At 39.5% G+C, this 24,757-nt stretch carries 23 protein-coding genes; 11 read left to right on the top strand and 12 right to left on the bottom strand.

What is annotated here, in order from left to right; all coding sequences use genetic code 11:
- Positions 1–333: 333 nt before the first annotated feature.
- The 3 genes from ACPWSO_RS05870 (at position 334) to ACPWSO_RS05860 (ending at position 2,607) form a co-directional block, all read left to right on the top strand.
- The gene (locus ACPWSO_RS05870) at positions 334–759 is read left to right on the top strand and encodes a MarR family winged helix-turn-helix transcriptional regulator (protein WP_426081927.1); all 426 of its coding nucleotides are present in this window, start codon (positions 334–336) and stop codon (positions 757–759) included.
- 83 nt (positions 760–842) lie between these two features.
- A complete protein-coding gene (locus tag ACPWSO_RS05865) occupies positions 843–1,481 on the top strand; it encodes an SDR family oxidoreductase (RefSeq protein ID WP_426081926.1) in 639 nt (212 codons plus the stop codon).
- Positions 1,482–1,503: 22 nt separating this feature from the next.
- A complete protein-coding gene (locus tag ACPWSO_RS05860; protein ID WP_426081925.1) occupies positions 1,504–2,607 on the top strand; it encodes an NADH-dependent flavin oxidoreductase in 1,104 nt (367 codons plus the stop codon).
- A 67-nt stretch (positions 2,608–2,674) separates the two neighbouring features.
- On the opposite strand, the gene ACPWSO_RS05855 is transcribed toward ACPWSO_RS05860, so the two are convergent.
- Positions 2,675–4,144 (bottom strand): alanine/glycine:cation symporter family protein, encoded by a 1,470-nt coding sequence (locus tag ACPWSO_RS05855; RefSeq protein ID WP_426081924.1) that lies wholly within the window; start codon positions 4,142–4,144, stop codon positions 2,675–2,677.
- A gap of 294 nt (positions 4,145–4,438) precedes the next feature.
- Between ACPWSO_RS05855 and ACPWSO_RS05850 the strand changes: the two genes are divergently transcribed.
- Entirely contained in the window at positions 4,439–5,218 is a 780-nt protein-coding gene (locus tag ACPWSO_RS05850) for a hypothetical protein (protein ID WP_426081922.1), read from the top strand.
- 73 nt (positions 5,219–5,291) lie between these two features.
- On the opposite strand, the gene ACPWSO_RS05845 is transcribed toward ACPWSO_RS05850, so the two are convergent.
- Complete coding sequence (locus tag ACPWSO_RS05845) at positions 5,292–5,612, bottom strand: hypothetical protein (protein WP_426081921.1); 321 nt, start codon at positions 5,610–5,612, stop codon at positions 5,292–5,294.
- Positions 5,613–5,782: 170 nt separating this feature from the next.
- On the opposite strand from ACPWSO_RS05845, the gene ACPWSO_RS05840 reads away from it, so the two are divergent.
- Positions 5,783–7,996, top strand: a complete 2,214-nt coding sequence (locus ACPWSO_RS05840; protein WP_426081920.1) for a tetratricopeptide repeat protein — start codon at positions 5,783–5,785, stop codon at positions 7,994–7,996.
- Positions 7,997–8,072: 76 nt separating this feature from the next.
- On the opposite strand, the gene ACPWSO_RS05835 is transcribed toward ACPWSO_RS05840, so the two are convergent.
- From ACPWSO_RS05835 to ACPWSO_RS05820, 4 genes are all read right to left on the bottom strand, one after another.
- A complete protein-coding gene (locus ACPWSO_RS05835; protein ID WP_426081919.1) occupies positions 8,073–10,724 on the bottom strand; it encodes a calcium-translocating P-type ATPase, PMCA-type in 2,652 nt (883 codons plus the stop codon).
- Between the two features lie 380 nt (positions 10,725–11,104).
- On the bottom strand, positions 11,105–11,686 hold the full coding sequence (locus tag ACPWSO_RS05830; RefSeq protein ID WP_426081918.1) for a TerD family protein: 582 nt from the start codon (positions 11,684–11,686) through the stop codon (positions 11,105–11,107).
- Between the two features lie 35 nt (positions 11,687–11,721).
- Positions 11,722–12,303 (bottom strand): TerD family protein, encoded by a 582-nt coding sequence (locus tag ACPWSO_RS05825; RefSeq protein ID WP_426081917.1) that lies wholly within the window; start codon positions 12,301–12,303, stop codon positions 11,722–11,724.
- Positions 12,304–12,327: 24 nt separating this feature from the next.
- Positions 12,328–12,924: a TerD family protein gene (locus ACPWSO_RS05820; protein WP_426081916.1), complete on the bottom strand. Its 597-nt coding sequence runs from the start codon at positions 12,922–12,924 to the stop codon at positions 12,328–12,330.
- 246 nt (positions 12,925–13,170) lie between these two features.
- Here ACPWSO_RS05820 and ACPWSO_RS05815 point away from each other — a divergent pair, with 246 nt between their 5' ends.
- From ACPWSO_RS05815 to ACPWSO_RS05790, 6 genes are all read left to right on the top strand, one after another.
- Positions 13,171–14,799: a YceG family protein gene (locus ACPWSO_RS05815; protein WP_426081915.1), complete on the top strand. Its 1,629-nt coding sequence runs from the start codon at positions 13,171–13,173 to the stop codon at positions 14,797–14,799.
- Positions 14,800–14,814: 15 nt separating this feature from the next.
- Positions 14,815–15,918, top strand: a complete 1,104-nt coding sequence (locus ACPWSO_RS05810; protein WP_426081914.1) for a toxic anion resistance protein — start codon at positions 14,815–14,817, stop codon at positions 15,916–15,918.
- Between the two features lie 180 nt (positions 15,919–16,098).
- Entirely contained in the window at positions 16,099–17,334 is a 1,236-nt protein-coding gene (locus tag ACPWSO_RS05805) for an HpcH/HpaI aldolase/citrate lyase family protein (protein WP_426081913.1), read from the top strand.
- Positions 17,331–18,713 carry a phosphoribosyltransferase family protein gene (locus ACPWSO_RS05800; protein WP_426081912.1) on the top strand — a complete coding sequence of 461 codons (1,383 nt, stop codon included), beginning with the start codon at positions 17,331–17,333 and terminating at the stop codon, positions 18,711–18,713. Before ACPWSO_RS05805 ends, ACPWSO_RS05800 begins: the two co-directional genes overlap by 4 nt.
- Positions 18,710–19,867: a cysteine protease StiP family protein gene (locus tag ACPWSO_RS05795; RefSeq protein WP_426081911.1), complete on the top strand. Its 1,158-nt coding sequence runs from the start codon at positions 18,710–18,712 to the stop codon at positions 19,865–19,867. Before ACPWSO_RS05800 ends, ACPWSO_RS05795 begins: the two co-directional genes overlap by 4 nt.
- Positions 19,864–20,631, top strand: a complete 768-nt coding sequence (locus ACPWSO_RS05790; protein WP_426081910.1) for an HAD family hydrolase — start codon at positions 19,864–19,866, stop codon at positions 20,629–20,631. Before ACPWSO_RS05795 ends, ACPWSO_RS05790 begins: the two co-directional genes overlap by 4 nt.
- A gap of 44 nt (positions 20,632–20,675) precedes the next feature.
- Here the strand turns inward: ACPWSO_RS05790 and ACPWSO_RS05785 are convergent, their stop codons facing one another.
- The 6 genes from ACPWSO_RS05785 to ACPWSO_RS05760 all read right to left on the bottom strand — a co-directional run bounded on the left by ACPWSO_RS05785 (position 20,676) and on the right by ACPWSO_RS05760 (position 24,749).
- Positions 20,676–21,329: a hypothetical protein gene (locus tag ACPWSO_RS05785; RefSeq protein WP_426081909.1), complete on the bottom strand. Its 654-nt coding sequence runs from the start codon at positions 21,327–21,329 to the stop codon at positions 20,676–20,678.
- A gap of 14 nt (positions 21,330–21,343) precedes the next feature.
- The gene (locus tag ACPWSO_RS05780; protein ID WP_426081908.1) at positions 21,344–21,811 is read right to left on the bottom strand and encodes a hypothetical protein; all 468 of its coding nucleotides are present in this window, start codon (positions 21,809–21,811) and stop codon (positions 21,344–21,346) included.
- A gap of 223 nt (positions 21,812–22,034) precedes the next feature.
- The gene (locus tag ACPWSO_RS05775; RefSeq protein WP_426081907.1) at positions 22,035–22,697 is read right to left on the bottom strand and encodes a hypothetical protein; all 663 of its coding nucleotides are present in this window, start codon (positions 22,695–22,697) and stop codon (positions 22,035–22,037) included.
- A gap of 14 nt (positions 22,698–22,711) precedes the next feature.
- Positions 22,712–23,395, bottom strand: coding sequence for a hypothetical protein (locus ACPWSO_RS05770; RefSeq protein WP_426081906.1), 684 nt, complete (start codon positions 23,393–23,395; stop codon positions 22,712–22,714).
- Positions 23,396–23,409: 14 nt separating this feature from the next.
- The gene (locus ACPWSO_RS05765) at positions 23,410–24,072 is read right to left on the bottom strand and encodes a hypothetical protein (RefSeq protein WP_426081904.1); all 663 of its coding nucleotides are present in this window, start codon (positions 24,070–24,072) and stop codon (positions 23,410–23,412) included.
- A gap of 14 nt (positions 24,073–24,086) precedes the next feature.
- Positions 24,087–24,749, bottom strand: coding sequence for a hypothetical protein (locus tag ACPWSO_RS05760; protein WP_426081903.1), 663 nt, complete (start codon positions 24,747–24,749; stop codon positions 24,087–24,089).
- Positions 24,750–24,757 lie beyond the last annotated feature (8 nt).

The following is a 24,757-nucleotide window of genomic DNA, read 5'->3' as shown; positions in this document are numbered from 1 at the left end:
TATATAGCAAATAAATGCACAGCAGCAGGCTCAATAAGCTCCGCTTTCAGCTATCCTACTGCTGGATGTCTTCATATAGGTGACACAGTCATTTTTATCCAGCGAAGCTGTCATGCAATTACTATAGTTAATTGTATAGATAACTGGAAAGCAGTGCAAGAAATCACAGAGATTTTTAAACAATAAAAAACAAGCAGCTCTAATGATTTATTCACAGCTAAACAAGGCAGGATGTTGAAAAAGTCGAAAAAACTGATTATAATGAGGTACTTAAACAACTGTAATCTATGTAGCAGGCTTATAGATAGCTGAACGATGAAAGGAGAGAGAACATTGACAAAGCATGAAAATAAGCTGCTGGCTGACTGGCTGCTTTTTTCTCAAGTACTGACAGCTATTGATGGAGCACTTGAAACAAGCTTAAAAAATAGAAATAATCTAACCTTGAAAGAATTCTATGTTCTTCATTTTTTAGCTGCACATCCGTCTAAAAAAATGCGTCTTCAGGATCTGCAAGAGAAGGTGGGGCTGAGCCAAAGTGCACTTTCACGGCTAGTTAGTCGAATGGAGGAGAAGGAGCAGGGTGTGATTAACCGGCACATCTGTTCAGATGATAAACGGGGCATCTATATCAGTATCACTCCGCTAGGAGAAGAAAAAGCTGGAAAGGCTGAGCAGACAGTCAATCAGCTGCTGGCTGTAGAAATTAAGAAGAAGCCGTTAGCTGCTCTAATAGCTCAATTAGCTTCTGCAAATTGAAAGATAGGCCGTTTTCTTTGCAGAAGTTATTATTATTCGTTATTATATGTATGTGCATACATATTCGAGAGGAGAATAGATTCATGAAGATATTTGTAGCTGGGGCAACAGGAAGAGTCGGACAAGAGCTGATTTCGGTCCTTGAAAGTAAAGGTCACTATGTTTACGCTGGTGCCAGAAAGACTGAACAGATTAAAGAAACAGAGAATATTCAAGCTGTGTTTTTAGATCTCCATGAAACGGTTGAGGACTTAGCTGAAAATCTAAAAGATGCCGAGGCAGTAATCTTTGTTGCTGGTTCTCGAGGGAAAGACTTGCTTCAAACAGATTTAGATGGAGCGGTTAAACTAATGAAGGCAGCTGAAAGCAAGGGAGTCAAACGCTATATTCAGCTTAGCTCGATGTTTGCCTTAGCTCCTGAACGCTGGAAAGAACCAGGGATAGCCAGCATTTTAGATTATACAATCGCTAAATATTACTCAGATTCATGGTTGCTTAACAACACTGCTTTGGATTATACAATTTTACAGCCGGGAACATTAAGAGAAATACCGGGTACAGGTAAAATAGCCGTAGATGTTTCTGAAGCAGGAGAAAATTCTATCGAAGATGTCGCAGAAGTTCTGGCAGAGATAGTGACTGAAGTGCAGACTATTGGAAAAGTAATTTTGATGCATAGCGGAGAACAGCCGATAAAAGAAGCTCTGCAGACAATCAAATAAACCAGAGAATAAGGAGAAGTAAATGACTAATTTAACAAAACAGCTTACATTTAAGCGGGGTGTCACTTTAAAGAATTCTATTGTGATGGCGCCCATGACCACTAAAATGAGTTTTTATGATGGCGTAGTGACGCAGGATGAATTGAATTATTACCGCTTGCGTTCTGGTGAAGTAGGTGCCGTTATTACTGCTGCAGCAAATGTACAGGATGGCGGAAAAGGCTGGGAAGGAGAACTGAGTGTTGCTTCCGATGAAATGATTCCTAGTCTAAGCAGATTATCTGCAGCTATTAAGCAGAATGGGACGAAAGCAATTTTGCAGATTTTCCACGGAGGCAGAATGACCGACTCTAAGATTCTTCGCGGAGAACAGCCGGTAGCGCCAAGTGCTGTTGCTGCTGAACGTGAAGGGGCAGAAACACCTAGGGCATTGGAAAATGCAGAGATTCTTCAAATAATTGAAGATTTTAAACTAGCTGCATTACGGGCGATAAAAGCAGGCTTTGACGGAATAGAGCTTCATGGCGCAAATACCTATTTGATTCAGCAGTTCTTTTCTCCTCATTCAAACCGTCGCTCAGATGAGTGGGGCGGGTCAGTTGAGAAACGTACCCATTTTATCAATCTGTTAGTGGACACAGTAACCGCTGCTGTCGACGAGGTTTCAGACGGCGGCTTTATTGTTGGCTACCGCTTTTCTCCAGAAGAATATGAAGAACCTGGCATTAAGCTGGAGGACACGATGTATCTAGTTGATTTATTAGCAGAAAAACCGCTGGATTATCTGCATCTTTCATTAAATGATTATAAGAGAGTATCTGTTTCAGCAGACTTTCAGGCAAAATCAATTTTGAATTATGTTCATGAGAAAATCAATGGGCGTTTGCCGCTGATTGGTGTTGGAGATGTGAGAACCGGTGAACAGGCAGAAGAGCTTCTTCAAAATGCAGAAGCAGCAGCTGTCGGCAGAGCACTGCTGATTGATCCTCACTGGACGAAGAAAGTGCTGGAAGGAAAAGAAAATACCATTCGAACAGTATTACCGGCAGAAGATCGGGATGAACTAATAATTCAAAACGGCGTTTGGGGGGTCTTACAGATGATGATGCCAGATCGTCTAGCCTAGCCAATGAAATAAAATGACTGGAACATCGTCTACTTGACGAATGCTCCAGTCATTTTTAACTTGTTATTTACTCTTCTAATCCCAGCTCTGTTGGAAGAACTATATCCACTTCGTCGATTGCTTCTTCTACTGGAAGGACAGAACCATCCGTTTGAAGACGGGTGAAAAAGCTCCGTGTTTCTCTGAAAACGATAGGACTTAAAACAATTAGAGCGATTAGGTTTGGAAAAGCCATCAATCCGTTAAAAATATCAGCTAATGTCCAAACGGCAGAAATCGTCATGTATGGACCAGCGAAAATTGCCAAAATATGAACGACTCTAAAAATCTTTGCCCCAGTCTGACTGCCGTTTGTTAAGTAGCTCAGACAGCGTTCAGAGTAGTAGTTCCAGCCAATGATTGTGGTAAAGGCAAAGAAGGAAAGACACATCATCAATAAAAAGGAACAGACAGCGTCAGAGAACGGCAGCGCAGCTGAAAAGGCATAAATCGTCACCGCTGCTCCGTCTAATCCTGTCTCCCAGGCTCCAGTTAGAATGATTGCCAGACCAGTCATCGTACAAACGAGAATTGTATCAATAAAGGTTCCAGTCATAGAGACTAGTCCTTGTCGAACCGGTTCATTCGTTTTGGCCGCTGCCGCTGCAATAGGGGCACTTCCCAAACCGGATTCATTTGAAAAGATACCGCGGGCTACACCTTTTTGAAGAGCAACAATCATTGCACCTAAAGCTCCGCCGCTCACAGCCCGCAGACCGAAGGCTCCTTCAATGACCTGAGAGAAGGCCATCGGCAATTTTGAAAAATTCAGGACAACCATTAATAGACAAAGACCTACATAGACAACAATCATTGCTGGTACGATGACTTCTGCAACTTGAGCAATCCGCTTTACTCCGCCAATCAGAACCACTGCTGTAGCAAGTGTAACAATAGCACCTGCAATAATAACCGCCCAAGAGTAGTTTTGCCCAAAAAGGCTAACGGTGTTTTGATTGGCCGGATCAAAGAACGATTGTGCTGCACTAGTTATTCCATTGATTTGGGTAAAGGTACCAATCCCCAGCAAACCGGCAAGTAAGCCAAACAGAGCAAAGAGCTTTCCTAACCAACGCCATTTTGAGCCCATGCCATTTTCTATGTAATAAAATGGACCGCCTAAAGCACTGCCGTTTTTATCAAATATTCTGTATCTTAAAGCAAGCAGCCCTTCGGCATATTTAGTAGCCATCCCTAATAACGCCGCAATCTCCATCCAGAATAAGGCACCAGGACCACCTGCTACAATTGCAGTAGCAACACCAACGATATTCCCAGTACCAATGGTTGCGGACAGTGCTGTACAGAGAGCAGCAAAACTGGAAATATCTCCCTCGCCGTCTTCTTCATTGCTGAACATATATTTCAATGCCAGCGGCAGCTTTCTCATTTGAATCCCTTTTAAACCTATTGTCAGGAAAATCCCAACACCCATAATCAGTACGATCATAGGAATTCCCCAGACATAATCATTAATAGTACTTAAAAAATCGCCCATCCCTTTTCATACACCTCATTCATTTTTTATTGATAAGTGTATCACAAAGTTTTATGGGGAAGCAATAAGAAATTAAGAGTAGTAGGTAGGGAATTCCAGTTTAATTTTAATGTTTTAAACATTTTTTTTAAATATTACGTGGAAATTAGTAATGATAATAAATTTCGGTTTGATAATATTCGTGTTTAAGAATGAAGAGATAGAAGTGAGTAGAGTGACAAACATTTCTTTGTTATTGCGATTTGATTTCTTTTGTGTTACAATTTCGTTGCGTATGAAGAAAGGATGACTGAAATGAAGAAGAAATGGAGCATTATATTAATCGGTGGTTTGCTAATAGTTATGAGCGCTTGTGGCACACAAAATAAGGATACAAAGTCTTCTGAATCAACGACAGAAGCAACAAGTAAATCCAGTGTTGCGGTGAGTTCTTCGACTTCAGAAGAAACTGTTTCATCAGAAGGTAGTGCAGAAAACCCAAGTGCATCTGAGCATTCGAGTGAAAGCACAGCTGTAGTGGGAAAATATAAAGTTACTCAGCTGACAGAAGATACAAAACAAAAAATCACAGAAGAATTTCTGAACTGGGCTGGGGAACGGGCCAAAGAAGGCGGTATGGCTGTAACCGATAGATATTTCGATCATGGTGCTTCAGGAATGGGTGACTGGTATGCAGAATCAGTAGACGGTAAAATTCAAGTACAGGAAGTGGGAAATCCAGGCTATAATGCTTATGAAATTCATGCAGTGGGCGGTGTAGCCTTCTTCATTCCTTTAGATGGAGCAGTCGGAATTAGTCATGTGCCGGATATGAGTGCGACGGCATCTGGATACAGTGAGGCCGCTGATTCTAATGGTCAGATATCAAAATATCTATTAGCGGATAATGGGATTGTCTATGAGTTAAAGGGAGTTGGTCAAAGCCTGATAGCCTTTTCTTCCGGATTTGGGTTAGCTGCGGATGACGGTAGTTTTGATGGACAGCATTCAATTGTTCCTAATCAGGTCTTTCAGGTTTCTCAAGATAATGATGCACAGGCAGAATATCAAAGAATATTATCCGCTTATCAATAAAGCGGTATTAGAGAAAAACACCCATCTAATTTTCAGATGGGTGTTTTTCTCTTTAACTTATATCAAATTAACATTAATGAGACAACACTTGAAGAAAGCGAGCTTCCAGCGAGTCTAACGCTTGTTCCAATTCTTCAAGACTTTCTTCTCTACTAAAGCGAACAACAGGGGCGGCGGCCATATCCAGCAGTTTAAGAGGGACAACCGCATCATTGGTTATCTCCAATGTAATCTGTGGATGTACGGTTGTGTCGCCGCAGGGACCGGCTTCTAGATAAGCCAGCTCATATACTCTTTCATCCGCTGCTCTGAGCCGATAGTAGCCATCCTTAATGAATCTCTTTTCATCAGTATCAAAATGCTTTCGCAGCTCTTTAAATGTAGCTAATTTCATTGCTATTTCTCCTGACTTTTCAATAGTTGTCTCTTAGTTATACTACTGAACAATACTGCTTGACAAGTGAAGGGTGAGAGATAAAAAAACAAAGCTGTATCAACTGATGAATAATATGTATGATATAATTGGAATAAATGAACTTATATCTAGTAAAAGGGGCGGAATTCATGAGTGAGGAGAGTATAAATGAATATCTGGAGCAGGCGAGAAAATTTGAAGAAGAGAAAGAATATGATAAAGCGATTGAAGTATATGACAAGCTGATTGAACTAGATTTGAATAATCCTGAATATAGATATGTACGAAGTACCTTGTATAACAAGATGAACTTGTTTCAAGAAGCTATAGATGACGTATTAATAGCTATTAAGTTTGATTCCAAGCAATCTAAATATTTTCATGATTTAGGCAATTATTTGCATGAAATAGAAGATTATGAGCAGGCGATAACAATGTTTAAACAAGCAATAAAGTTGAACAATACAGAAGCTGATTATTTTAATGATCTAGGGATTTCTTATGATGCACTAGGAAATTATAATGAAGCAAAAAAGCAGTATCTACAAGCACTAGAGTTGGATTCTGAAAATCCTATTTACTTGTATAATTTAGGCGATTGCTTGAACTCTTTAGGAAATTATGAACAAGCGATAAAAATGTTTGAACAAGCAATAGAATTGAAGAATACAGATGCAGATTATTTTAATAGTCTAGGGATTTCTTATGATGCATTAGGAAATCATAATGAAGCGAAAAAGCAGTATCTACAAGCACTAGAGTTGGATTCTGAAAAGTCTGTTTACTTATATAATTTAGGCGATTGCTTGAACTCCTTGAGGAATTATGAACAAGCAATAAAAATGTTTAAACAAGCAATAGAATTGAAGAATACAGATGCAGATTATTTTAATAGTCTAGGGATTTCTTATGATGCATTAGGAAATCATAATGAAGCGAAAAAGCAGTATCTACAAGCACTAGAGTTGGATTCTGAAAATCCTACTTACTTATATAATTTAGGCGATTGCTGGTTTGAAATAGGTGATTATAAACAAGCAATAGATTTGTATAAGCAGGCTATTCAGCTGAAAAGTACAGAAGCAAGTTATTTTAATAGCCTAGCGACTTCTTATTCTATGGAGAATAATACTACTGAGGCTATAAAGAATTATAAACAAGCCATCCAGCTTAATTCGAACGAGCCTGTTTTTTTCAGTAATCTTGGTATTAGCTACTTGTATATAAAAAAATATGAAGAAGCATTAAAAAATTTTTTAAATGTAGATATTGATACAAAGAAAATGGTAGAATTTGTTTGCATCTGCCTGATTGAAATTTTAAATAAAAATAGCTCTTTGGAGCCATATAAAGAGTTATTGATGAAGCCTCCGTTTAAATTTATTTTTGAAAACCTAGATTTTGCAGATGATAAGCTTATATTGGCTATTTTAGAGTTGTACAAATCAATTCAGATTTTCTTGAGAGATGCAGTGGAGGACTGCAATGGCAAAGAGATTGCTCACTATACTTCATTGGGAACATTGCGCAATATCTTAGAAAATAAACCATTAAAAGAAGAGAAACAGAAAGAAAAGACTGAAGAAGATTCAGAAAATCAGAGCAAAAAAATTCGATTATATAATACAGAGTACATGAATGATCCGGAGGAAGGGCTCTACCTGTTTAGTCTGCTTAATGGTGGAGAAACCGAGACAGTTATCAGTGAATTGGAAACAATGTACGCCAATTCAGATGAGCTGACCTGCAGCAACACCTTTATTACCTGCTTCACAGAGGAAATCGATCGTTTACCTATGTGGAGCATGTATGGAAATGATGGGGAAGGGGTCTGTCTGATTCTTGAAAAATCTGTTTTTCTTGATAAAAAATCAGCGGAGAGCTTTGTAGAAATAAAAGAAAATGCAATTGATGATTTTGAGAAGAAAAGCCGAATACTTTATAAGACATATTATTTAGATAAAGATTTAAGCAATGAAGAAACTGTCAGCTCAACTATCGAAGCTTGGAAAGAAATATTAACAAGTATCAACCTGCAAACAGCAGACCTGAGCTCTGAGCATAAGCAAAATGTCTTGAATGTGTTGTTCGCCTTGTTTGATGAAGTTCGCTTTCTTTTTAAATCTGATTTCTATTCTTATGAAAAAGAGTATCGGTTGTTGGTCAGCCATGATTTAAACGGGGATAGGGTTAAGGTTGATATGAATGGAGAGATTCCTAAATTGTATCTGGAAATTGAGAATGTAAACTATTCAAAAGTTGTTCTTGGCAGCAAGGTTGAGCATCCGAATATGTGGATGCCGTTCATCAAAAGAACCAGCAACATTAAATCTGTGAAAAAGTCATCTATTCGCTATCAGTAATAAACATATTCACGGTAAAGAAAAAAATGCCGGTGCTTTTAGCAGCACCAGGCATTTTTTATTTTCAAATCTATAATTATTTGTTCAACGCTTTTGATACGACTTTACGAAGCATATCAATTGGAATAGCTGCTACAGATAGTCCGAGAACGATTGCCCATTCAGTGATGCTTAACGGAGTGGTTCTTAAGATAGCTCCTCCGACAAAAGTCATCAGAATCTGTACAACGACAATCAGCAGCATGATACGGATAAACATTTTGTTTCTACTTAGATTATCGAAGATGTTCAGCTTCTCAGTTCTCACATTGAAGCCGTTAAATACAGCATACAGGATAAAGAATGAGAAGAATCCTGTGTACAGAGCGATGTCACCGCTGCCGCTAGTAAAGTATTGAGATAAGAAGGTGCCTTTCAGCATCCACAAACCAATTAAGGTAATAACAACACCTTCAAAAGCAAACGCAGAGAACATAGAACGGGTAACAATATTTTCATCACGGCGTTTTGGTTTTTCTCTCATGTAGCGTTTCAAGGTTGGTTCAGCACCGAATGCCAGTGCTGCCAGTGTATCCATAACCAGGTTTACCCACAGCATTTGAGTGATTGTCAATGGATGATCAATACCGATAAACGGTGCGATAAAGCTTATTAGCAATGCACCTACGTTTAAAGTAAGCTGGAAGACAATGAACTTCTGGATTGAACGGTAAATTGTCCGTCCGAATAAGATAGACTGTGCAATAGATTTGAAGTTGTCATCAAGGATAACAATATCCCCTGCTTCCTTCGCAACTTCTGTACCACTACCCATTGCAAAGCCGACATCTGCACGTTTCAACGCAGGACTATCGTTTACACCGTCACCAGTCATCCCTACAACCAAACCGATTTCTTGAGACAAGCGTACTAGACGGGATTTGTCCGTTGGTAATGCACGGGCGATAACGCGAATATTCGGCAAAATAGATTTTACTTCTTCATCCGGCATTTCATTCAGCTCTTGAGAAGTAAGAACGACATCATCATCCGCAGTCAGAATTTTTGCATCTTTCGCAATCGCAATCGCTGTTTCTTTACGGTCACCAGTAATCATAACCACCTGAACTCCGGCACTATGCACATCAGCAATCGCTTCGATTGCTTCTGGACGAACATCGTCACGAATGGCTAAAATACCAATTAACGTATAATCAGATGGTAGCACTTCTTCAGTAACTGTTTCTTCTGTAGTTGCTAAGATCAAGACACGAATAGACCGTTTAGCCAATTCATTGATTTCATTATCTAATTCAGCCAGCTTGGTAAATGGCTGCTTGTTGCCTTCTGCATCATAGTAAGTTGAACAGTTCGGCAGGATTTTTTCCGGTGCCCCTTTGATAAGAGTTGTGTTCCATTCACCGGCTACCTGAGTTGCTGAAAACTTTCTAGCAGAAGAGAAAGGAATTACTGAAACGTGTTCCAGTGTTCCATGAAGATTTTCATTTTTCTGTGCAAAAGCAAGGACCGCTTTTTCTGTTGGATTCCCACCGATAATCAATACATTGCCATTACTATCTTCTGAAATAACTGCGTTTGTGTTGTTAACGATGGCTGATCCTACGATTTTTTGAAGTTTACCAGGAACATCGCCCAGTGTTTCAAAGCTATCATTAGCCCCATTAATGTAAGATACAACATCTAGTTTACCTTTAGTAATTGTTCCGGTTTTATCAGAGAACAGCATGTTCAAGCTTCCGCTTGTTTCAATCCCTTCCAATTTACGGACAAGAATGTTGCTGCGGAGCATTTTTTTCATGTTTTGAGAAAGCACCATGGCAATCATCATTGGCAAGCCTTCTGGAACAGCAACAACAATAATAATTACAGCTAAAATAAAGGCTTCTACAACGTCATTTCCGACTGTTCCAAGATGAGAGAAATATTCTGAAATCAAGGCGCCGTCAAAGTTATTTTGCACCAGTACACGGTTAATCATAAAGGCGATGAAAATTAAAATACCGCCAGTATAGCCGGCTTTTGAAATCTTGTCGGCAAGGTCAGCCAACTTCAATTTTAGTGGTGATTCACGTTCGTCAATAGTCAATTCAGAGGCCATTTGACCAAAGAAAGAGGCATCTCCGACTTTTGTTACCTTCATAACAGCTTCACCTGAGGTGATTACTGCGCCGCGGAACAATGCGTGCTGGTCAAAGGTATCGCCGTCTTCATAGGTTCCGCCTTGAGGCAGTGGTGTTTTCTTGGCTTCATCAGATTCTCCATTTAGAGAAGCCTGATCCACTTTTAGATCACCCTCCAGCAAGATTCCATCAGCTGGGATTTTATCACCAGTCTGCAGGATAATCTCGTCGCCTTGAACAATATCGTCGATTTTGATTTCTACAACGTGTCCATCACGATAAACTTTGACAACGATTTTTGAGGCATCTTCCTGTAATTTTTGGAAGGCACTCTCATTTGAGTATTCACTCCAAGTACCAATCAATGTTGCCAGTAAAACAGCAATGGCAATTCCTAGTGCTTCATACCATTCTGCATAGCCTAGAAAAGCGAAGACTAAGTTTAAAACTAATGCGACAATCAGGATTTTGATAATCGGATCATCAAAATTTCCCTTCAGCTTGTCAAAAAATGATTCTGCTTGTTTCTCGGTCAGAGCATTGGTCCCATGCTCACGCTTGGACTGCTCGACCTGTTCTGATGTTAAACCAGTAAATGTCTTGTTCACTTATTACTCTCCTTTGATTTTTTGAAAGACCCAAATCAGATGACTGTTTGGGCTTTTTCCGCTGGTGACCCAACATTATTCTTAGACTGCTAAGCAAAAAAATAACAGGGTGCACTTATTTAGATAAAGAATGAGGGTGTGACAGTCGTGTGTTCATAGTCCCTAAAACCGAATAAACGATGTTTTAGGAGCTAGCCTTTCGAAAAACAAGTCAAACGATACTGAAAATAGGAGATACTCCGCTAGGTGTCAATCAACAGCTGGGTGTTTCCTTCCCAGTGTCTCTTGACAATTTTCGTATGGTTCGCTTTATTTCTCGAGGCAGAACACCTCTGTCACAACCTCCATCTTAACTCTTGTCTTTTAGTATAAAACGAATGCTATTGAACGTCCAATCCATAAGCTCGCACCAATGCCGCTAAGCCGCCTTGGTAGCCGCTGCCGATTGCGTTAAACTTCCATTCGCCATTATGACGATAAAGCTCGCAGAACACAACAGCTGTTTCTACAGAGAAGTCTTCGCCTAAGTCGAAATTCAGAATTTCCTCGTTCGTTTCTTCATTTAGAATATGAACGAAGGCATTTGAAACCTGACCAAAGTTCTGGTTCCTCGCTGTGGCATCGTCAATCGTTACTGTGATTGCAATGCGGTCAACAGCTGGAGAAATTTTGGAAAGGTCGATTTTGATTTGTTCATCATCGCCATCCCCTTCACCTGTACGGTTGTCACCAGTGTGGAGTACAGAACCGTCTTCTGATTGTAGATTATTATAGAAGATAAAGCTGTTTTCGTTCAGACATTTCCCGTTGCTGTCCAAAAGGAAGGCAGAAGCGTCCAAGTCAAAAGCTGTACCTCCATCATACTGATTGATATCCCAGCCTAGACCAACAATAGTCTTAGTTAAACCAGGGTTTGTTTTTGTCAGGTCGACTTTCTGACCTTTTGATAAGTTAATTGCCATAGATCATATTCTCCCTCTCTTTTGCGGCTGAATTTTTAGCCGATATTTACACCAAAATCTCTACCTAAAGCCGCTAAGCCGCCTTGGTAGCCGCTGCCGATTGCTGTGAACTTCCATTCGCCGTTGTGACGGTATAATTCGCCGACAACAATAGCTGTTTCAATAGAGAAATCTTCGCCTAAGTCATAACGAATCAGTTCTTCTTCAGAATCTGCATTCAGGATTCGGATAAAAGCGTTTGAAACTTGACCAAAGTTTTGGTTGCGTTCTTCAGCACTGTCAATGGTAACGGTGAAACGAATTTTTTCAATGGATGGACTCACGTTGCCAAGTACGATTTCGATTGATTCGTCATCGCCTTCGCCCTCACCTGTACGGTTATCGCCCATATGCTTAACAGCTCCGTCTGTACTTGTCGGCTGATTGTAGAAAATGAAATCAGCGTCGCTAGTTACTTTCTCATTGCTGCCAAGTAAAAAGACTTCTGCGTCTAAATCGAAATCGCTCTGTCCGTCATACTTATTTGTATCCCAACCCAAACCAACACGAACCTTTGTTAATCCGGGATTTGTTTTTGTTAATTCAACTTTTTGACCTTTTGCTAATGAAACTGCCATGTTAGAAAACCTCCAGATTTATATTTATTTATAACGCTGCAGCATTTCAGATAGATTTGCCACATTCATCCCGCTGCCGACTGCCGCAAACTTCCATTCGTTGTCGTGGCGGTAAAGCTCACCAGCCACCAGTCCAGTCATGCCCTGATAGTTATCTGTCAGGTTGTAGCGGGCAATTTCCATACCTGAATCATCCATGATGCGGATGAAGGCATTTTTAATCATTCCGAAATCCTGTTTACGCTTATGTGCTTGATAAATGTTTACAACAAAAACCATCTTGTTGTATTTAGGACTCACTCTGCTTAGTGAAACCTTGATTACTTCGTCATCTCCGTCGCCGGCACCAGTCAGGTTATCTCCCTGGTGAACGATTGAACCATCTGTGCTCTTTAAATGACCAAAATAAACAACATCCTTTTTGTCTACGAAGCGGTCGTCTTGCAGTAGAATGACAGAGGCATCGCAGTCAATAGATGCTGGTTTAGAACCAAACAAGCCGCCAAGGAGGCCGCCGGAAGCCTGAGCTTCATCCCAGCCAAGCCCAACAGTGATATTGTTCAATGACGGGTTGGTTTTGGTCAAATCAATTTTCTGACCTTTTGATAGGTTAATTGCCATTGGTTTTTTATCTCCTTTTTCCTTAAAGTATTGTCAAAAAACAACCCATTTCTCAATCAAAATCTACCCGTAAATATCCTAAGTAAGTGTTGATTAGTTGGTATGGATTGGATATACTTTGATTATATCACATAAGACTTTCAGTGGGGTTATTTGATAAAAAAACATCAAAAAATCATGCTTAGGTTGTAGTTTTTTATAACAAAAAATGAGATAAAATGTAAAAATAGAAATGGAGTGAATGGTGTGTTGGAATTACATCCGATTCCGCAGAATCTCAACGAGATTGACTGGCAGTCAGAATTTATCACGCCTATATCACTGAGATCAGGCTTTCAAAAAACTGAAGAGACCTTAACATACCCTCAGGTTGTCGGAATCGTTTTAGGTGTTCCGCTGGATGAGTTCAGCTATGGAGAGTGGCTCTATGACGTGGTATATAATGATGAATATAAAATCCATCTTCTGGATGGGAATCTTGAAAAGCAGATAGATAATCAGATTTTTCAAGGAATTCAAAAGCTGTTCAATACACATAACGAGCAGAAAGGGTTATCGCCAAACCGGTTTGTAGCTTTTATGCAGGGGAACAATCTGTTGCCTTTGCGGGAGCATCCGGAGTATTACCGCTATCTGACCTTGAAATTTATCGATTTAATAAATATCTTTTCCGAGAACCATGGAGGCTTAATGCATCCTGATTTTCGCCGGGTAGTTGTTGACTGTATCAAATGGGGCTTTAACTATATCGATAAATGGCTGAGAGAAACAGATTTGAGCAAGGAAGTGCCTAAAGTTATCTGGTATGGGGAGATGACGAAAAGTGAACAGTATTTCCTAATTCTGCTGTACCTGTTAGGCTTTGATTTATTGATTTTCAATAGTGAAAAGGAAAATGTCTTTGCAGATGTGAAGGGTGTTAATCTATCAGTTTTTGAATACCCGAATGAGATGGACATGGAGCCGTTTCCTAAAGAAAAACCAATGCGCAAGTCTACAACTGCTAGAAAAGCAGCGATGGAGCTGAACAATATTATGAATTCTGACGGCTCGCTGCTGTTGAAGCCGTTTCAGCTCAGGGAGTATCTGCCGGAAAGCATCACACTGCAGACAACCTACGATGAGATTCGAATTATTGGAAAAGAAAAAGCCTTCATCCGTCCCAATTTTCAGGTAGAAAAAGGGGTAGTTAAAGTTCCTGTAATTTTCGCCAAGGTTCTAGGTGTGTCAACGGACAGGAAAAAGTATTGGGATGATTTTTATGAAGTTAGACGAAGTACCGAATTAGTTGAGGTAATTAAGGAATTTCCGATTAAACAGGAAATTAAAGGCAATCAGCAGTTTCATTATCAGTTTGCGGCGAAAAAAGACGGTACGCTGAATCCTGAAAAACTGATGGAAGCCAACTGGTGGCAGCACCGTCAAGTATCCAACGGGATGCAGCTGGCGTTGGCCAGCGCAATCAGCCGCTATGTAAAAAAAGCCCATTTTCTGCCTCACGGTAAAGAAACAAAAGAAGATGTTCAGATGTATCTGTTCTCTCAGGCAATGAATGTGCCGCCGTTTATTATGAAGCTGCTGCAGCAGTATGACTACGCGCAGGATATTCCCAAGATTATGATTTATAATAACGGTATGAGTGGAACATTGACGCGTTCTGATGCGGCATTATTATTGCTGCTGAACGAAATAGGTTTTGATATTGCAGTCTATAATCCAACCGGTCAGAATGATATTGAGCTCTATATTGATAATGGAAGATTTGACAGTCACTGGCTGGAGGAAGTGAACTTTGAAGAAACCTTCCAGACAAGCGGGATGGCTGCAAAAGGAAATAGTGCCCTTAAATCTATTTTCAATAAATTTAAAAAGTAGAAGGAGTCGGATAAAATGGAAAATCAAAATGAAACAGGTTTAGAGGAAGTTCAGGTAATTAATGTTGAGCAGCGTTTATCACAGGTAGAGCTGCAAAAGGCACAGCTGAAGACTGAGCCGGAGGTTATCAACATCAGTAAGAATATTGATATCAGAGATCAGATTTCAATTTTAGAATTTGGTAAAGAACCGGCAGAAGGAATTTCGCAGTTTTCTTCCCGGATTTTGAATAATATGAGTGTAGCAGAAACACAAAAGTCTACGGTTATGCTGGACAAGCTAGGCAAAATTATGGATAAATTTGAGCCGGAAGATTTTGCTGAAGAACGCAAAGGTTTGTTCAATAAAATTTTTGGTAAAGGCAAAGATTTAATGAGCCAAATTATGGCGAAGTACCAGACTATGGGCGGCGAGATTGAAGTTGTCTACACAGAAATCAAAAAGTATGAAACAAAGATGAAAAATAATGTAACGATGCTGAATCAGCTGGCAGATGAAAATATCCGCTACTACTTTGAGCTGGAAAAATACATTGCAGCCGGTGAAGTGATTGCCGACGATCTTAGAAACAATAAAATTCCTCAGCTGCAGGAGCGTGTAAACAACGGCGACCAAATGGCGGGAATTGAGCTGAGCAAAATGACTGCTGCTTTGGAAATGGTTGAGCAGCGCGTTTATGATCTGGAAATGGCGAAGCAGGTATCGCTGCAGACTGGACCGCAAATTGATATGCTGCAAAAAGGGAATGTCCGTTTGATTGGTAAAATCAATTCAGCCTTTGTGATTACGATTCCAGTATTCAAGAGTGCACTGATTCAAGCCGTTGCTGCGAAACAGCAGAAAATGACAGCAGAAGCAATGAGCGAACTGGATAACAGAACCAATGAAATGCTGATGAAAAATGCACAGAATATTTCTCAAAACAGTATTGAAATTGCGAAGCTATCTGGATCTCCAAGTATTAAGATTGAGACAATGGAACAGACTTGGAGTACAATTATGCATGGTCTGGAAGAAACAAAACAAATTGAAGCACAAAACATGGCAGAAAGAGAAGCAGGTAAGAAACGTCTGCTTGAGCTTCAACAGGATTATGAAGCGAAAAAACATAACATGTAATTGATTCGTCTTTTAAACGATTGATTCAGGAGGCCCTGCCTCCTGTTTTTTATACATACCTTCTTGTTTTCAAACAGTAAAAAGGTATTGAGTGTCTGGAAGTTGTTACATCTTCACGGGAGAGAAGAGCCGGGCAGTCATTGTTGGTTTTTAATAAAAGGAAAGAAAAGAGGAATAACTATGCGGCATTTTAATTTTTTGTCGAAAAAACAGGAGGAGGCAATTTTTTTTCAAGCTCCTCAAATCATCAAAACAAAACACAGAAACGATTATCATCAGTATACGGAAGCAGAACGGCAGCTAATCGGTCATTCTTTGGGGGCTGCTTTATATATGCCGGGAACCAGAGAAGATATCGCTAAGAACATTATTAGTGCCCGCTATTCAGCTGCGGCCTATGTATTATGCTTGGAAGACAGCATTGGCGATGTTAGTGTTGAGTTAGCGGAGCAGAATCTGATCGAGCAGCTGCAGCAGCTGGAGCTATTCATTGCACAGCTGTCTGAAGAGGAGCAAAGCAGCTTTCCGATGCTATTTGTTCGAGTAAGAACACCGGAACATTTATCATCATTTAGTAAAAAAATGAGCAGCTTGATAAAGGTCATTGATGGCTTTGCTTTACCTAAAGCAGATAACCGGAATATGGCTGCCTATTTAGAAAATCTTATCCAGGTTTCAGAGGAGAACCAGACTTGGCTCTGGGCGATGCCGATTTTGGAATCTAGAGAGTTAATGAGTAAAAGAAGTCGTGAAGAAGAGCTGAACAAGGTGTTTGAAGTCTTGACTAAGCCGGAATTTGAAGAGCGAATTCTTAATATCCGTTTAGGTGCGACTGATATGTGTGGTCTTTTTGGGCTTAGAAGAACAATCGATTCGACAATCTATGATGTATCTGTGATGAAGGATTTTATGACAGATGTGTTGAATTATTTTGCCTTAGACCGGCGCTTTGTTGTCAGCGGCTGTGTTTGGGAGTTTTTTACTAAGCGACCACGGATGATGAAGCCGTTGCTTAGAGAAACACCCTTTAAGGTTAAGCTGGGGGAAGATGGGCAGCAAATCAGAAAAGAGCTAATTACAGATGCCAATGATGGGCTAATCAGAGAAGTGATGCTGGACAAGGTTAACGGTATTAACGGTAAGACCTGTATTCATCCAACCCATATTGTGCCAATTAATAGCCAGCTGGTTGTACCGAAGGAAGAGTATTTTGATGCCAAGCATATTTGTGAAAGCAAGAACGGTCAGGTTGGTGTATTTAAAAGTGACCAGGGAAACAAGATGAATGAGGTAAAACCACATTTGCTTTGGGCTAAACAGGTACTACTTCGTGCACAGATTTACGGTGTGTTTAACGATAAAAAAGAATTTGTCGATCTATTGATCGCTGAATATTTAAGCGAGGAATCTACATGATGGAGATAAGGGAGTATCCAGTAACTGAAGGTCTAAAAGTAAAAATTACAGTTGATAAAAACCCTTTTCAGCTAAAGCCGGAAGCATTGTTTCAAATGGCAGCACGGATTAATAAAAAACGAAGTTTTCTTTTTGTCAGTCCAGTTTTAGGGAAGCACCTGCCGGTTAATCCGTCTGTCTCACTACTGATTGGCCGAGCACTGGCTCTAGTTTACAGTAGTCAAATAGACAAGTATCAATCGCTGATTCAAGAAGTGCTGAACGACCGAGCAAGGCAATCTGAATTTTCCTTTGAAGCAGCGGCACTGCCTCAGATAAGTCTTAAGCGGCCAGTCACTATTATTGGTTTTTGTGAAACTGCGACAGCGTTAGGTCATGCGTTTTTCGACAGCTTTGCTTCTTCAGCTCGTTATATTCACACGACGAGAGAAGAAATAGCTGGAAAGCAGGTATTGCTGGCATTTGAAGAAGAGCACAGCCATGCAACGGCTCATCGGGTATATGGGGATGACTCCCAGTTTTTTGCTGATGATTCCGAGGTAATTCTAGTTGATGATGAAGTAACCACCGGGAAGACAAATTTAAATATTATTCGAGATATTCTACGGGCTTTTCCTCACAAAAAGCAATTCACAATTGTTTCAATTTTAGACTGGCGAAATGAAGCGAATCAGCAAGCTTTTAGGGATTTGGAACAGGAGCTGGGAATTGTGATTCGGGAAGTTTCTCTTTTAAAGGGACAAGTGGAAGAGCTTGGTCAACCAATCGGATTAACAGATGAATCCCTGCTTACGGAAAGTAATTCCAGTAGTCTATTGTTGCAGAAGCCATTGCAGAAGAAGCTGCCGAAATTTTCAATGGAGCAGGTGTTTGATTCGTCTAAGACTGAGCAGCCCCCCTATTTAAAAGCAACCGGTCGCTTTGGATTAACTAGTGAACAGAATCAAAACGAAGCATTGGCAGTGATTGGTCAGCAGCTGCAGGCTGTTCGTGCAGGCGCTGGAAAATGTCTGGTTTTAGGCACGGGTGAATTTATGTATTTGCCAATGAAAATTGCCAGTTATATGGGCAGCAATGTGGTATTTCATACCACCACCCGCAGTCCTATTTTAAGCCGGAATGAGCAAGGCTATCCTATTTCGCAGAAACGGCAGTTTCCAAGTCCTGAGCAGCCTGGAGCCACGAACTATGTCTATGGCGTTGCAGAGGAAAAGCAGTATCAGGACATCTTTGTGTTTTTTGAGCGGGTAGTTAGTCGAGAGCATTTGAATGAACTAAATCGTATATTAGGTACTGTGAGAGGCACGAAGCTTTATTTTGTGGACCTTGTTTCCCGCAGTCTCTATCAATCTGTTATAGGGAGCGTTTTAAAAAGATGAAACCATTTATAAAAGGAAGTTATTCAGACGATGATGTGATTTTTCTACTTCAGGATATTAGTCAGTATGTGGATGAGATTGCTACACCAGAAAGAGAAGTATTAATTCAGAGCGGTACTCATTATTCAGAGATGCTGCCGGTAGAATATCAGCCAACCGCAGAATACGTAGCTTTATTTAAAGAAACCTTGAAAGAATCAGCTAGTCGAATTGCTCTGTCAGTAGGAATTGTTGCTGAACAGATTGTCAGCGAAAAAAAGAAAAATCATCAGGGTGATTTACAAAGCACATTAGCTGATTTGGTGTTGGTGAGCTTGGCAAGAGCAGGTACGCCTATAGGGGTTTTAATTAAACGCTATTTAAAGCTAGTCTATCAGGTTGATGTTCCTCATTATTCTATTTCGATTATCCGCGGCCGGGGGATCGATGAAGTTGCGCTGGATTATATTTACCAGCAATCTGAAACAGCAGATATCCAGTTTATTGACGGCTGGACAGGTAAGGGAGCAATCACTAAGGAGCTGACGGAAGCCTGTGAGCAGTATAATGAAACGCATTTCCAGCGATATCCTCTGTCTCCAAGCTTAGCCGTTTTAGCAGATACGGGCTACTGTACAACACTTTACGGAACACGAGAAGATTTTCTGATTCCCAGTGCCTGCCTGAATTCCACAGTATCAGGTCTAGTCAGCAGAACCGTGCTGAACGAGCGCTATATTAAACCGGGAGAAGTCCATGGGGCGAAATACTATCAAGAGTTTGAAGAACAGGATCTATCGAATGTGTATATTGAAATGATTATGACAGCTTACGTAGAGAACAGAGAGCAGCTTGATCAGGAAATAAAAGCAGCAGTAGCTGCTTGGAATCCGGCAGAAGTACCAAGCTGGGCAGGAATGGCAGCGATTGAACAAATCAAAGCGGATTTCAACTATGACAGTATCCATTTCATCAAGCCGGGAGTTGGCGAAACGACTCGAGTTTTGCTGCGGCGTGTCCCTGAAAAGCTGTTGATTAATCCGGAAAAAACCAATGACTTGCGTCATATTCTGATGCTGGCAAAAGAGCTTCATGTACCGATTGAGGAGTATACCAACATGCCTTACTCCTGTTGTGGATTAATTCGCCAAAAGGTTGGAGAAAAGGAAATATGAGTATAGTAGTTTTCAGTGATTTAGACGGTACCCTTCTTTTTTCAAAAAATTCACTGCCGAAATCATTGACAGTAGACCAATGCTTGGAAGCTGAAACCTATGCAAACGGCGGTCATGGCTATATGGAGAGACAGCTAGTTGACTATCTGAAGCAATGGTCAGAAAAGCACTTGTTCATTCCTGTGACTACCCGTTCTACAGAGCAGTATGAGCGTTTGTCACCTCTGCTTAAGGAACTGGCACCCGCCTTTGCTTTAACCAGCAATGGCGGAAATCTTTATCGAAGCGGGCAGTTGGATTTAAATTGGAACCAACAGATTAAAGCTGAGCTTAAACCTGAGCTGGAGAGTAACGGGGAGATTTTAAGGATCATTGAACGGTATCTTCCCCAAGACAGTATTCGGAAGGTCAAGGAAATTGATAATCTCTACTATTGTGTTCTGGTTGTCGCAAGGACTTGGGAGCCAAATCTGATTCAGCAGGTAAATGAAGAGTTGTCCAGTTATGGCTGGACCAGCTACTTTCAGCATAAGAAGCTGTATTTCCTTCCTGCAAAGCTGTCAAAGGAAGGAGCCACAGCCAAGCTAAAAGCAGAGCTGCCTGAAGGCTTATCCTTTAAAGCCCTAGGGGATACGGATATGGACCAGCCAATGTTGAAGGAGCAAAACCATCATTTGTACTTTGGAACAGACATCCAAAAACAAAGCGGTATACGGACAGCAGAGTATTCCTTTGAAGCAGTAAAGAAATTATTAGCAGAATAAAGAAGCTGTCCGATTCCCCAAATAGGAATCGGACAGCTTTTTGGTTAATCCAATGTTTTTCGCCACTCCTCACGCTTTTCTTCACGAAAGGCGAGGAGTTCTTTTATAAAGTTCTCATATTCTTCGGGAGAATCTTCATCATAATATGCTTCATGAAACTCAATGGTATCATCATCAAAAACCAGAATCAATGTCCAAAAGGCTTCACTATTACTAGTCCGTTCAGGGTCTGGCTTCACACCATAGATTCTTTTCCAATTTTGCACGTTATTATCTTCAATAATTTTTTGTATTTTTGACACGTCTTTTTTTGTTATTGTCCAATCAGGCTCGATACGTCCTATATTATTATAGGGGTATAAATTCATATTTTTATTTTTTAAATCTGCAAAGAAGTCTGGGCTATTGTAAACAGTATGCCATCCGCTTTGATCATAAACGATTTTTCGTAGTTCATTTATTGGTTTCTTTGTTTGTGTTTCAGGAAGACTGATTATATCAGTATAGGTCTCCCCGCCTTGTGATAATTTGTATTCTGGCAATTTTTCTTCAGTTGAAAAATCAACGGATGATTCAGTAGTGAACAGTTGAGAGCTGGTCGTTATTGTTGATTCTAATAATTCTGTTTTCGCACTATGATTCTCGCAGCTTATAAGGAATAATAAGGGAGCAACAATCAAGAAATCTTTCTTTTTCATACATCTCCTTGTGTTTAATCAGATTCAGTAAATTTTCGCCATTCTTCACGCTTTTCTTCACGAAAGGCGAGGAGTTCTTCATAAAACTCATGGAAATTGTCAGGAACCATGGTTCTGGAACCCGTATGCTTTTCAATGGTGTTGTCTTCAAAAACTAGTAGTACAGTCCATGGGAAGGTACCACAATCGGCAGGCGTTATGGAGTCGTTGCTTGTCGAATTTTCTGTAGTCCCGATATATTCTGATTCCCACTCTTGTATCTGATAATCTTTAAGGAGCTGTTGAAGAGTTTTAACGTCAGAGTTAGTGAGCTTCCAATCAGGTTTATACATAGCCATTGAAAAAATATCAGGATAAAGAAACATTTCTTTATTTTCTAAATCAGCAATAAAATCCTCATTTTCCCGCAAAGTCCATAATGAATTACTTTTTTTACATATAATCATTCGGATATTTTCAATAGTTTGTTTTTTTTCAGACACTGGAAGCTTTTCTAAATCTTCTATGTTATCTCCAGAATTATCATTTCTGTATATCTGTTTAGGAAAAAGTTGACTTGTTGAACTCACTGGCTGTTCTTTAACAACTATAGAGCTTGTAGTCGTAGTTAATCGGGAGTTCGCATTTTCTTTTTCACAGCCTACACAAAAGCATAGAAAAAATAGGATAAGAAAACTGTTTATAATCTTAATTAGATATTGTGTCTTAATTCGCATTTTCTTTTTGCCATTCTTGCCTTTTTTGATCTCTAAAGTCCATTAGTTTCTCATGGAGAGTGTCTAATTCTGCTGGCTCGTCAGTATCGGGAGAGTAGCCACTGTGACTTTCAATAGTGTTATCATTGAATACAAGATATAAATACCAGACACCTATATCAGCAGTAGTCGTAGGGTCTGTTGCTTCTCCATATCTTTCTTTCCAATTTTGAACGTTACAATCTTCTAAAATAGTTCTTATTTCTTCAATGTCATTAGTCGATAAGTTCGAATCGGGTTCAAATCTTTCTACTTGCCAAGGATACAAATAGAAATCTTTATTCTGTATATCAGCGACAAAGTCTCCATTGTATTCTCTTGTTTTAATAAGGGCTGGTTGTATCATGATAACCATAGAAAGGTTTGCTAAGTTTTGTTTTTCTCCTACAGAAGGCAAAGTCTCTATTTTCTCATATACTTTATATTCTTCCTCTCTTAAGACCATATCAGGAAGGGGATATATATCAGTACTTGAGGTTATTGTAAACTCCGAAGTTTGTACATTAGTACTTGAACTCGATGTAGCTACTGTGGTTTTCGACTCTTCTTTTTCCTGTCCGCATCCTCCCAATAATAAGAGAGGAAGCAGAGTTAAAATATACTTCTTATTCATAAATCTCCTTTTACTTAATCAGATTCAGTAGATTTTCGCCATTCCTCACGCTTTTCTTCACGAAAGGTGAGGAGTTCTTCATAAAACTCATGAAAATTGTCAGGAACCATGGTTCTGGAACCTGTATGCTTTTCAATGGTGTTGTCTTCAAAAACTAGTAGTACAGTCCATGGGAAGGTTCCACCATCGGCAGTAGCTGTAGAATTATTGCTTGTAGAATGTTCATCTGTCCCAATGTACTCTGTTTCCCAGTCTTGTATCTGATAGTTTTCAAGCAGCTGTAGAAGAGTTTTAACATCGGAGTCGGTAAGTTTCCAATCAGGTTCTGTTCGGTCAATTGCTCCGGGATATAGATACATCTCTTTATTTTTTAAATCAGCAATAAAATCCTCATTTTGTTCTCTAGTCCAAAGAGATAGTGTCTTTGTGCAAATAATTTTTTTAACAGATTCTAAGCTTTGTTTGAATTCGGAAACTGGTAAATTACTCAATACTCTGATGCTATTTCCGTCACTTGCAGAACGAATCTGTTCTTCTGGTAGTTGCTCTTCCGTTGGAAAAGATGATGAAGTTTCGGTAGTAAGAATTTTTGCGCTGTTATTTGTCGTAGATTCTAATGATTTTAGTTCCGTACCATTGTCCTCGCAGCCTATAAGGAATAATAAGGGAGCAACAATCAAGAAATTTTTCTTTTTCATACATCTCCTTGTATTTAATCAGATTCAGTAGATTTTCGCCATTCCTCACGCTTTTCTTCGCGAAAGGCGAGGAGTTCTTTTATAAAGTTTTCATACTCCATTGGAGAATCGTCGCCATAATATTTTTTATGGATTTGATTGGTGTCATCGTTGAAGACTAAAAGTAACGTCCAAAATGCTTCACTATTGCTAGTACGCTCAGGATCAGGCTCAGTACCATAACTTTTTTTCCAGTCTAATACATTATTATCTTCAATAATATTGTGTATTTTTGTCACATCTTTTTCTGTTAGATTCCAATCGGGTTCTATATCGCCAGTGTTTCTAAAGGGATATAAGTTCATATTTTTATTTTTTAAATCTGCAAAAAATTCTTGAGTTGTGTATATATCATACAAACCACTTTCCTTGTAAATAATTTTTCTTATATCAGTGACAGTTTTCTTTGTTTGGGACTCTGGAAGGGACAATAATTTATCATATGTTTCACCATTTCTTAAGCTGTGTTCTTCTGGCAATGTCTCATCTAGTTGAGAGCTGCTAGAAGAACGGGTAGTAAATGTCTGGAAGCTAGAGGTAGTTGCAATCTCAACTGATGAGGCTGTTTTTGTATTTCCTTGTTCACATCCGACAAGTTGCAATAAGAGAACAACGATTAAAAAATACTTTTTATTCATATATCTCCTTATGTTTAATCGGATTCAATCGATTTTCGCCATTCCTCACGCTTTTCTTCACGGAAGGCGAGGAGTTCTTTTATAAAGTTTTCATACTCCATTGGAGAATCGTCGCCATAATACTTTTTATGAATTTGATTGGTGTCATCGTTGAAGACTAAAAGTAACGTCCAAAAGGCTTCACTATTGCTAGTACGCTCAGGATCAGGCTCAGTACCATAAATTTTTTTCCAGTCCAATATATTATTGTCTTCAATAATATTGTGTATTTTTGTCACATCTTTTTCTGTTAGATTCCAATCGGGTTCTATGTCGCCTACATTCCTATAAGGATATAAGTTCATATTTTTATTCTCTAAATCTGCAAAAAATTCCTGATTTTCGTACATATCTATAAAGCCACTTTCGCTATAAACAATCTTTCTTATATCAGTAACAGTTTTTTTTGTTTGTGTTTCCGGAAGATAAAAGAGCTTGTCATAAGTTTCTCCACCACTCATTCTTTTTCTTTCAGGAAATGTTTCATCTGTGGACGTATATGTTGAAGGTTCAGTGGTGTGTTTTTGCGAACTATAAGTTGTTGTTTCTGTTAAATCTGGTTTCATATTTTCATTCTCACATCCCGTTAATAATAAAATTAATTGTAGAATTATAAATGTATAAGTTTTTTTGTTCAAAATTATGC

Origin of the sequence: Enterococcus sp. LJL51 (genome assembly GCF_049894025.1) — a bacterium.
GTDB lineage: Bacteria > Bacillota > Bacilli > Lactobacillales > Enterococcaceae > Enterococcus_L.
Note: the sequence above shows the minus strand (reverse complement) of the source record. Positions and strands in the feature narration are given on the sequence as shown.

Excerpts from the sequence above, each read along its gene's own strand:
- ACPWSO_RS05860 (WP_426081925.1), top strand. The coding sequence starts at position 1,504 with ATGACTAATTTAACAAAACAGCTTACATTTAAGCGGGGTGTCACTTTA.
- ACPWSO_RS05800 (WP_426081912.1), top strand. The coding sequence starts at position 17,331 with ATGATGGAGATAAGGGAGTATCCAGTAACTGAAGGTCTAAAAGTAAAA.
- ACPWSO_RS05820 (WP_426081916.1), bottom strand. The coding sequence starts at position 12,924 with ATGGCAATTAACCTATCAAAAGGTCAGAAAATTGATTTGACCAAAACC.
- ACPWSO_RS05805 (WP_426081913.1), top strand. The coding sequence starts at position 16,099 with ATGCGGCATTTTAATTTTTTGTCGAAAAAACAGGAGGAGGCAATTTTT.
- ACPWSO_RS05770 (WP_426081906.1), bottom strand. The coding sequence starts at position 23,395 with ATGAAAAAGAAAAATTTCTTGATTGTTGCTCCCTTATTATTCCTTATA.
- ACPWSO_RS05855 (WP_426081924.1), bottom strand. The coding sequence starts at position 4,144 with ATGGGCGATTTTTTAAGTACTATTAATGATTATGTCTGGGGAATTCCT.
- ACPWSO_RS05775 (WP_426081907.1), bottom strand. The coding sequence starts at position 22,697 with ATGAATAAGAAGTATATTTTAACTCTGCTTCCTCTCTTATTATTGGGA.
- ACPWSO_RS05830 (WP_426081918.1), bottom strand. The coding sequence starts at position 11,686 with ATGGCAATTAACTTATCAAAAGGTCAGAAAGTCGACCTGACAAAAACA.
- ACPWSO_RS05825 (WP_426081917.1), bottom strand. The coding sequence starts at position 12,303 with ATGGCAGTTTCATTAGCAAAAGGTCAAAAAGTTGAATTAACAAAAACA.
- ACPWSO_RS05790 (WP_426081910.1), top strand. The coding sequence starts at position 19,864 with ATGAGTATAGTAGTTTTCAGTGATTTAGACGGTACCCTTCTTTTTTCA.
- ACPWSO_RS05865 (WP_426081926.1), top strand. The coding sequence starts at position 843 with ATGAAGATATTTGTAGCTGGGGCAACAGGAAGAGTCGGACAAGAGCTG.
- ACPWSO_RS05840 (WP_426081920.1), top strand. The coding sequence starts at position 5,783 with ATGAGTGAGGAGAGTATAAATGAATATCTGGAGCAGGCGAGAAAATTT.
- ACPWSO_RS05845 (WP_426081921.1), bottom strand. The coding sequence starts at position 5,612 with ATGAAATTAGCTACATTTAAAGAGCTGCGAAAGCATTTTGATACTGAT.
- ACPWSO_RS05785 (WP_426081909.1), bottom strand. The coding sequence starts at position 21,329 with ATGAAAAAGAAAGATTTCTTGATTGTTGCTCCCTTATTATTCCTTATA.
- ACPWSO_RS05795 (WP_426081911.1), top strand. The coding sequence starts at position 18,710 with ATGAAACCATTTATAAAAGGAAGTTATTCAGACGATGATGTGATTTTT.
- ACPWSO_RS05765 (WP_426081904.1), bottom strand. The coding sequence starts at position 24,072 with ATGAATAAAAAGTATTTTTTAATCGTTGTTCTCTTATTGCAACTTGTC.
- ACPWSO_RS05810 (WP_426081914.1), top strand. The coding sequence starts at position 14,815 with ATGGAAAATCAAAATGAAACAGGTTTAGAGGAAGTTCAGGTAATTAAT.
- ACPWSO_RS05850 (WP_426081922.1), top strand. The coding sequence starts at position 4,439 with ATGAAGAAGAAATGGAGCATTATATTAATCGGTGGTTTGCTAATAGTT.